This window comes from bacterium (genome assembly GCA_040756715.1).
In the GTDB taxonomy this organism is placed as follows: Bacteria; UBA9089; UBA9088; order UBA9088; family UBA9088; genus JBFLYE01.
In genome coordinates this window covers 1-9206 of record JBFLYE010000213.1, presented here as the reverse complement: position 1 = coordinate 9206, position 9206 = coordinate 1, and the positions used below count along the sequence as shown (strand labels likewise).

Here is a 9206-nt window from a genome sequence, read left to right as displayed (position 1 = left end):
AAAACTTAAACCTTCAATTCAAAATTCAAAATTTAGAATTCAAAATTTCTTAAAAGGTGGATGAATTTTTAACAGATAAACACAACCCTATCTATTTTTGCACTAAGTAATGGAAGATACTATAATTTAATGAAATGCCAGAATTAAGACAGAATATTGCTACCAAAGAATGGGTTGTCATTGCTACAGAGAGGGCAAAAAGGCCTGAGGATTTTGTAAAGAAACAAGAGAAAAAGCCAGCTTTAGAATTTGTCCAAACCTGTCCATTCTGCCCTGGGAATGAAGACAAAACACCACCAGAGCTCTTTTCTATCAAAGATGATAAAGGATGGAAATTAAGGGTTGTCCCAAATAAATTTTCTGCTTTGCTTCCCGATATTCCCTGGAAAAAGCCCTATCTTTCAGGCTTGGTAAGAAGCCTTCCTGGATTTGGCTATCATGAGGTGATTGTTGAGACACCAAAGCATAACCTTACCACAGCCCTCCTTCTAGAGAGTGATGTCCTTAACATTATCACATCCTATAAGGAGAGAAATTTAGAAATAGCAAAGGATAAAAGGATAAACCTTGTCATCATCTTTAAGAATCACGGCGAAGCTGCTGGCACATCCCTTGAGCATCCCCACTCCCAACTCATTGCCACACCGGTTGTTCCCAATCACATAAGAACCAGGCTTGAGGAGGCAATGAGATATTATGACGACCACCATACCTGTGTATTCTGCCAGATGATTGAGGATGAGATAGCTGATGGAAGAAGAATTATCATTGAAAACAAAGAATTTGTTGCCTTTGTTCTCTATTCTGCATTCTCACCATTTCACATCTGGCTCCTTCCAAAGAGGCATTTTGCAAGCTTTTTTGAGATAAATGATCTTGAGATGGAAAGCTTAAGCAACATCCTTTTAGACCTCTTAAAAAGGCTATATTTTGGCTTATCTGACCCGGATTTTAACTATGTCATAAGGCAGGCGCCCATTGATTGCTCAAATGTCAATTATTTCCATTGGTATATAAGCATTGTCCCAAGGATGGGAAAGTCAGCTGGATTTGAGCTTGGCTCTGGGATGTACATCAATACCTCCCTTCCAGAGGAGAGTGGAAAATTTTTGAGGGAGGTAAAAATATAGAGTTAATTCCACAACCCTTTATAAAATTTTGAATGGTGAATTTTGAATTATAAAATGGATTTAAAATTCAAAATTTCTTGATTTTGTATAATACCTCTTATGTTTTTCTCTTCCCTTGAACTTATAGGCTTTAAGTCATTTAAAAGGGAGAAATTTACCTTTGATCACCCCTTGACACTCTTTGTTGGACCAAATGGCTGCGGAAAGAGCAATATTTGTGATGCGATAAGGTGGGTTTTGGGTGAGCAAAATCTCCATCTTCTCAGGGCAAAATCTATGTCAGACCTTATCTTTCACGGAGCAGAGATGGAAAAGCCAACCAGCATAGCAGAGGTTTCTATTTTATTAGATAATAGCAATAACCTCCTTAAAACCCCTTTTTCTGAGGTAAAGATTACAAGAACGATATTTCCTCAAGGAGAATCTGTATATATGCTCAATCAAAAACCCTGTAGACTTAAGGATATAAATAGATTGTTATTAGATACAGGCCTTTCCCAGAATGGCTATTTCTTAATGACACAGGAAAAAATAGAGCTACTACTAAAAAGCCCTGATGAAAGATTAGGCCTTTTTGAAGAGGCATCAGCCATTGCAGGCTATAGGGTAAAAAAGGAAGAGGCTTTGGGAAATTTAAGAAAAACATTAGAGAATATTACGAGGGTATCTGATATTATGGCAGAGCTTAAAAGAGAGGGAGATAGCTTAAAATACCAGGCATCAAAGGCGAGAAGGTATAAGAGGCTAAAGGATGAGCTTAATGTTTATAAATATCATACCCTATGGGAGGAATATCACAGAAAAAAAGGAGAATTAAGCCTAAAGGAGAAGGAAGAAAAGGGGATAAACGATGAAATTATAAAAAATGAGGCCATCTTAAAGGGGAAAAGGGAGAATTTTAAAAGGCTCGTAGAAGGACTAAAACAAAAAGACGACCTCCTTTTTGAAATAAGGGAAAGGAAGGAAAAATTAAGGGAAGAGATAGCAAGAAAAGAAGAAAGGCTCGTCTTTCTTTCTGAGAGAATATCTAGCCTCAAAGAAAAGGAGAGAGGACTTTTGACAAAAGAAAAAAGCTTAAAGGATGAGCTTTTAAACATAGAGGCTGAAAAAATGGCTATTGGTTTACCAGAAGAAAATTTAGAAATAAAAGAGAAAATAAAAAGGCTTCAAGAGATTGAGGATGGCCTAAAGAATGAGCTTATTGATGGTTTAAGCAGAAAGGCAGGGATAAAGGGAAAAAGGGATGAAGGAGAAAGGGAGATTAGAAATATCAAAAATAGAACAAAAAGACTAGGTGAAGATGTAGAAAAGCTAAACAAGGAGAGGCTAGAAATAATTTTAAAAAGGGATGAATTGTTAAAACAAATACAAAGCCTTAAGGAAAAAATAGAGAAAGAAAGGGGAAATTTTAATGCTCTTAAAGCAAGAGAAAATGAGATTTTAGCCAAAGAGGCAAAGATAAACAAAATGATTGATGAGATGAGGGAGGAAGAGGTCTCTTGCAAGCATAAGATTTCTTCTCTCTCAAGCCTTCCCCTTAAAAAAAAGGTAATAGAAGGGTTTATAAAGGATGGGGCTATAAAAGAAACATCTATTCTGGAGAAAATGATAGAGGTAAAGGATGAATTTGCAAAGGCAATAGATGGATTTTTAGGAGATAGGCTTTGTTCTATAGTAGCAAACGAGGATGAGATAAAAGGGTTAATTTCTCATACAAAGAAGGTTAATCTAGGAAGAATATTTATTGTCTTAAAGAAAAGAGCATCAGAGCACCAGAGCAGCCTACTAGCACCAGAGCACCAGAATGTCCTTGGAAGGGCTTCAGACTTTATTAAGATAAAGGATGAGGGTATAAATTGGCTATTCTCCAATCTTTTGATTGTAAAGGATATTGAAACAGCCTTAAAATTTTCTTCTGCTGGATGGAAGGTAGTTACAATTGATGGTATTAAGATAGAGAATGGGATAATTGAGGTAGGTGATGAGATAGGCTTGTTATCAAGGAAAAAAGGGGTAGATTCTCTAAAAAATCGCTTGATTGAGCTGGAAGGTGAATTAAAAGAATTAGAGAAAAAAAGAAGCGATGGGCAAAAAGAAAAAATGGCCATAGTTAAGGAATTAGAAATAAGCGAGAAATTGCTTTTAAAAGATGAAGCAAGCCTTAAAAGGCTATTACAAGAGGAGGAAAGAGAAAAAGGAAATGAAGATGGCCTCTCCTTAAAAATACAAAGAATAGAGGATGAAATCCTTTTCTTTAAAGAGAGGGAGGATGAAATATATAAAGAGATATCAGCCCTTACAGAGAAAGAAAGTGATGAAAATGTAAAATTGTTAGAACAAAAGCTAAATGAAATAAACACAGAGCTCAAAGACTTGATGGATGAGGAGAGAAAAATGGAATTGCAAAGGGAGAAATTAAACCTTCTTTTGCAAAGGGAGAAGAAACAGAAACTAGAGCAAAAAGAAATATCCTATGAAAAGGAGGCTGTTATAAAAGAGGCAAGGGAAAAAGAAAAAGAACAAATCCTTATTAAGGAGGGGTTATTAAAAGATAAAAAAGCCCTTTTTTTGGTGCTTGATGAAGAAACAAGCTCTGAAAAGACAAAAGCACAAGCCTCTTCTTCTATTCTGGAAGAAGAAAAAAGCATTTTGGAATTGGAAAATAAGATTAATAGCCTTTATAGAATAAGGGAGGAGAAGAATAAAGAAATAACGGATATTTCTCTTTCTCTCTCCCTTCTTTCAGAGAGAATAAATTCTATTGTTTCTGATTATGGAGAAAGGATAAAGGAGATGGAAAACAAGCTTGACAAAGAAAGGGCAGAGAAAATAGAAAGAGAGCTTTTGCATTATTCTAATGTAAATCTTTCGTCTGCTTATGAGTATGATAAAATAAAGGAGAGGCTTTCCTTTTATGAACAAGAGCTTTCTGACCTGAACAAGGCAAAAGATGACCTCTATTATCTTATAGGAGAGCTTGACAAAAAGGCAAAGGAGGTCTTTGGTAAAACCTTTATAAAGATAAATGATAATTTTTCCTCCATTTTTTTAAAGATATTTGGCGGAGGAAATGCAGGGATTGTTATGAATAATGGAAAGATAGATATGGAGATAGAGCTACCGGGAAAGAGGAAAAAGGGGCTTATTTTGTTATCTTCGGGAGAAAAAACATTGCTTGCTATTATCCTTTTGTTCTCTTTGTTTATGGTAAAACCAGCGCCCTTTTGCTTTCTTGATGAAGTTGATGCCTCTTTGGATGAGGCAAATATCAAAAGGTTTGTTGAGCTTGTTAAGCTGTTTTCAAAGGAGACCCAATTCCTTATAATAACCCATAATAAGAGGACAATAGAGATAGCTGATACAATCTATGGAATAACAATGGAGACACCTGGTGTTTCAAAAGTCCTCTCTATGAGGCTTAAGAATAAAGTTTAGCACAGCTCAAACAATTGCAATTTCCCATTTTCCGCCCTCCTCCAGGGGTTAGGATAAGCAAAGGCATCATTGTTTGTTTCGGCAAAGATTCCTCCCCCTAAGGTAGGGGTTGAAAAATGGGGAACCGGGCTAAAGGCTATATTGTTTATCTTATCAATTGAGGTAGGCAATGCTATCCAGCTAATGTTATCCCATTGGTATATCTTTAGGGTTTCTTCCCTTATCTTTGTCCCATCAAGGATGCCATTATTGTCCTTATCGGAATAAGGGAGGTAAATGATTGCTTGGCCTGGTAAAGATTGTGTTCCGTAGGGTTGATTGTTTGCATCAAAAAGCTCAATGCTATAGATAATCCCAGCAAAAATAATATTGCCTGGAAGGGGTATGAGAGGGTCCTACTACCCCTAAAACCAAAACCAAAAAATCTTTTTCATTTTTTCCTCCTTGATTTTATCTTTTAATGTATTTAAAATCATCATAAATATCTCTTATTTTATAATTTTACAATCTATTGCCACTAACAATTTTTTTATTTAAATAAAATAGGGGAAAATGGGAATTTAAAATTTACAATCCATAACATGAAAATACAAGAGGCTTTAGTTAAAGGAAGGCTTAGCCTTAATAGCCTTGAGGTAGAAATCCTCCTCTCTTTTGTTCTAAACAAGCCAATAATAGAGCTATACAAAAACCCAGATTATGAGCTAAAAGAAGATGGAATTTCTTGCTTTGAAAAATTGATTTTGGAAAGAAAAAAGGGGGTTCCTTTGGAATATCTAACAGGACAGACAGAGTTTATGGGTCTTTTGTTCAAGATAACCAAGGATGTTTTAATTCCAAGAAAAGAAACAGAGATATTAGTAAGCGAGGCAATAAAAGAGGCAGAAAAGATAAAAAGTCCAAGAATAATTGATATAGGATGTGGCTCGGGTGTAATTGCCATATCTATAAAAAAATTTCTTCCTAACTCTTGTGTCCTTGCAACGGATATATCAGAAAAAGCCCTTCTTGTTTGCAAAATGAATACAAAGATGCATAATGTTAGAATACATTTTATCCGCTCCTTAATTTTAAGTGCAATAAAGGGAAAATTTGATATTATTGTCTCTAATCCACCCTATGTAGAGACAGGCCTTGTTTTAGAATATGAGCCAAAGATAGCCCTTGACGGAGGTCCTTCTGGGTTGGATTTTTATCCAAGGATATTTGAGGAAGCAAGGCATTTGCTCAAAAAGGATGGGCTTTTAATCCTTGAAATTGGGCAAGGGAAAAGGAAGGCTATTTCAGAAATTGCAAAAAATCATAATTTTTCCCTCAAAAGAATTGTTAAAGATTATTCTGATATAGAAAGAATATTAATTCTTGGTATGCAATGAAAGGGTTTAAGCAAGAGTTTCATAGGACATTAAAGCCCTGTTTTAAAAGGAGGGATGGAAAAATCTATATTAAAGGAAGGGAATATATTGATTTTTCCTCCAATGATTACCTTGGGCTATCTTCTCATCCAAGGCTAAAAGAGGCTTGTAAAAATGCAGTAGAACAATTTGGAATAGGTTGTTGTGCCTCAAGGCTTTTGAGTGGAGATTATGAGATTCATCATATGCTTGAAGAGGAAATTGCAAAGCTAAAAGAAAAGGAAAAAGGTCTTGTTTTTAATTCTGGATATCAGGCAAACCTTGGAATAATATCTGCAATATGTGACAGAGAAAGCCTTATCCTTGCCGATAGATTTTCCCATGCAAGCATAATAGATGGTGCTATTCTTTCTTCTGCCCATCTTTTAAGGTTTAAGCATAATGACATTGAGCATCTTGAAAGCCTCCTTAAAAAGAATAAAGCAAAAAATATCTGGGTGGTTACAGAATCTGTTTTTAGTATGGATGGAGATAAGGCAATTCTCTCTGATATTGTATCCCTGAAGGAAAGGTATAACTTTAAGCTCTTGGTTGATGAGGCACACGCAACCGGGATATTTGGAAGAAATGGAGAAGGGTTGGTGGGAGAAAAAGGCTTAAGTAAAAAAACAGAGCTTATCATGGGAACATTTAGCAAGGCTTTGGGAGGTTTTGGTGGATATGTTGTGGGTGATAAAGAAATGATAGATTTCCTTATAAACAAGGCGAGATCATTTATTTATTCAACAGGCCTTCCTCCCTGTATTATTGCAGGAAACCTTGAGGCTTTAAAATTGTTAAAGGAAGAACCAGAAAGAAGGAAGGTTTTATTGGAGAATGCCAAATATTTAAGAAAAAGGCTTTTGGATTCTGGGTTTCTCATAACCTCTGAGACCCAAATAATCCCTATTATTTTAAAAGAGGATGAAAGGGCAATTAAGGCAAGTAAATATCTTTGTGAAGGAGGGTTTTGGGCACTTCCCATAAGACCACCCACTGTCTTAAAAAATACATCAAGGATAAGGCTTTCTTTGTCGTTTTATCATAAAAAGGGGGTTCTGGATAAGCTTGTAGATGCTTTAAAGGTATGTGGTAGTGTTTAGCTTCGCTGTATGTGGGTAGACGAGAAGAAGAAAGGAAGTTGAAATGAAAGAAACGCACGAAGCATGAAACAATATCTGATTAAGCACGAAGCAGGAAATAATATTCGTTCCTCTAAATTATTTTGAATTTTCAATTTTAGTCATTTGTTTAGCTGGTCTGGCTTAAAAAAGGTGAGGAGATACTGAATTTCTTTGTTTTTCCACCTTTTTTTGAGATAAGAGAGAGATTGGAAATCACCATCTCCTTATCAACAGCCTTACACATGTCATAAATATTTAAGGCAGCTAAAGCACATCCGGTAAGGGCTTCCATCTCAGGCCCTGTCTTTCCATAAAGCCATACCTCTTGTTCTATCCTTATTCCATCCTCCTCAAAGAAAAACCTTACATCTGCTCCCTCAATATTTAATGGATGGGAGAGGAGGATAAGCTCTCCTGTCTTTTTAACCCCCTCTATCCCTCCAATTACAGCAACGCTTAAAACATCACCCTTTTTTGCTTTTCCCTCCTTTATGAGCTTTAAGGTCTCCTTTTTCATTATAATCTTACAGGAGGCAATAGCTCTGCGCAGGGTCTCTTTTTTTCTTGATATATCAACAATCTTTGGCCTTCCTTCTCTATCAATATGAGAAAGCCTTATTTCTTCCATAATAAAAACATGCTCAAGAAATTCCCTGCCAAAGACCGCTTATGAGCCCTTTTTTTATCTTCCCCTTTTTCAACACTTATCTTTGAAACCTCTTCCTCTTTTTTCTTAAGAATATCCTCAATTTCCCTCTTTGAAGACTCAATTATTCTCTCCTTTTCCTCCTCGGAAATAGCAAGCTTTTCCTTCAGGTCATCCATCTCTTTTAAAATAAGGGAATTTTTTTCTAAAAGCTCTCCATTTTTCTTTGAAAGCTCTGCTATCTCATCCTGAAGGGAAAGGATTTTCTGAGCTAAGGCAATTTTATCCCTTTCAAGGGATTCCTCCCTTTCTTTGGCTTGCGTATCCAAGAAAGCATCTTGCATCTCAGCCATAACAATGCCTTTTTCTCTTTCTTTATTTTTTATCTCTTGCTCAAGGCTTTTTATTCCCTCTTCCTTTGCTAAAAGCTCTCTTGATGCCTTTTCTATCTTTTTGTCCAATTCCCTGTTTATCTTGCTAAAATGCTCATTCTCCAGAATAAGCCTCTCTCTTTCTTCCTCAAGCTTAATATCTGGCTTAAAAACCACAATCTCCTTTGGCTTCCTTGAGACAAGCATCTTTATTTGTTCGTCCTTCCTCTTATTTTCTTCAATAAGAGAAGCAATCTGGGTAGAAAAAGTAGTCCTTTCTGCCAAAAGCCTATTTATCCCTTTTTTAAGCTCGCTGTTTTCTAAAACTATTGTCTCAATTTTTTTCCTTTCAGAGCTTATCTTTGGCTTCTCCAAAAGAAAAAATATCTGCAAGAATAAACCTATGCCCACAACAAAAAGAAGAATAACAAGCAAAAAAAGATATTTATCCTTCATAAGACCATTATAATAATTTATTGTAGCAAAAAGCAATTATTTTGTTTTTTTATCAAACCTTGATAAGCTGTTTGTAATGCGATTATAATATGTGCCAATGCTTGAGGTAAAGGAATTAAAGAAATATTTTCTCATAAAGGGTGGTTTCTTTTCAAAGACAAGGGGGATAATAAAAGCCCTTGATGGTGTAAGTTTTTCTTTAGAAAAAGGAAAAATATTGGGGCTGGTTGGAGAGAGTGGCTCTGGAAAATCAACCCTGGCAAGGATTATCCTAAATCTTACCCCTCCTACCTCTGGAAAGGTTTATTTTGATGGAGGAGAGGTTTCCTCAAAGATGGCAAGAAAAAACATCTCTATTGTCTTTCAAAACCCAGATTCCTCCTTAAGCCCAAGGAAGAGGATTTATGAGATATTAAAAGAGCCCCTTATTATTCATAAAATAGAAGATAAGGAAAAAAGGATAAATGAACTTCTTTCTATAATTGGCTTCAAAAGAGAAAGCCTTAATAAATACCCCCATCAATTCTCAGGTGGACAAAAGCAAAGGATAGCCATTGCAAGGGCTTTGTCAATAAAACCAAAACTTCTTATTGCCGATGAGCCTATATCCTCCCTTGACCTATCAATAAGGGGAGGGATAATCGACCTTT

8 protein-coding genes are annotated in these 9206 nt (G+C 35.8%); 6 read left to right on the top strand and 2 right to left on the bottom strand.

Annotated elements, in window-relative coordinates:
• Positions 1-134 precede the first annotated feature (134 nt).
• From galT to bioF, 5 genes are all read left to right on the top strand, one after another.
• Positions 135-1130 (top strand): galactose-1-phosphate uridylyltransferase, encoded by a 996-nt coding sequence (galT, locus tag AB1397_08380; protein ID MEW6482988.1) that lies wholly within the window; start codon positions 135-137, stop codon positions 1128-1130.
• A 99-nt stretch (positions 1131-1229) separates the two neighbouring features.
• Positions 1230-4565, top strand: a complete 3336-nt coding sequence (gene smc, locus AB1397_08375; GenBank protein MEW6482987.1) for a chromosome segregation protein SMC — start codon at positions 1230-1232, stop codon at positions 4563-4565.
• A 69-nt stretch (positions 4566-4634) separates the two neighbouring features.
• Entirely contained in the window at positions 4635-4832 is a 198-nt protein-coding gene (locus AB1397_08370; protein MEW6482986.1) for a hypothetical protein, read from the top strand.
• A gap of 314 nt (positions 4833-5146) precedes the next feature.
• Positions 5147-5941, top strand: a complete 795-nt coding sequence (gene prmC / locus AB1397_08365) for a peptide chain release factor N(5)-glutamine methyltransferase (GenBank protein ID MEW6482985.1) — start codon at positions 5147-5149, stop codon at positions 5939-5941.
• A complete protein-coding gene (gene bioF / locus AB1397_08360; GenBank protein ID MEW6482984.1) occupies positions 5938-7062 on the top strand; it encodes an 8-amino-7-oxononanoate synthase in 1125 nt (374 codons plus the stop codon). The genes prmC and bioF overlap by 4 nt, the downstream gene beginning before the upstream one ends.
• A 148-nt stretch (positions 7063-7210) precedes the next feature.
• On the opposite strand, the gene moaC is transcribed toward bioF, so the two are convergent.
• Complete coding sequence (gene moaC, locus AB1397_08355) at positions 7211-7702, bottom strand: cyclic pyranopterin monophosphate synthase MoaC (GenBank protein MEW6482983.1); 492 nt, start codon at positions 7700-7702, stop codon at positions 7211-7213.
• Entirely contained in the window at positions 7699-8556 is an 858-nt protein-coding gene (locus tag AB1397_08350) for a hypothetical protein (GenBank protein ID MEW6482982.1), read from the bottom strand. The genes moaC and AB1397_08350 overlap by 4 nt, the downstream gene beginning before the upstream one ends.
• A gap of 97 nt (positions 8557-8653) precedes the next feature.
• Here AB1397_08350 and AB1397_08345 point away from each other — a divergent pair.
• Positions 8654-9206: dipeptide/oligopeptide/nickel ABC transporter ATP-binding protein (locus AB1397_08345; GenBank protein ID MEW6482981.1), on the top strand; the 553-nt coding region annotated here is incomplete at its 3' end.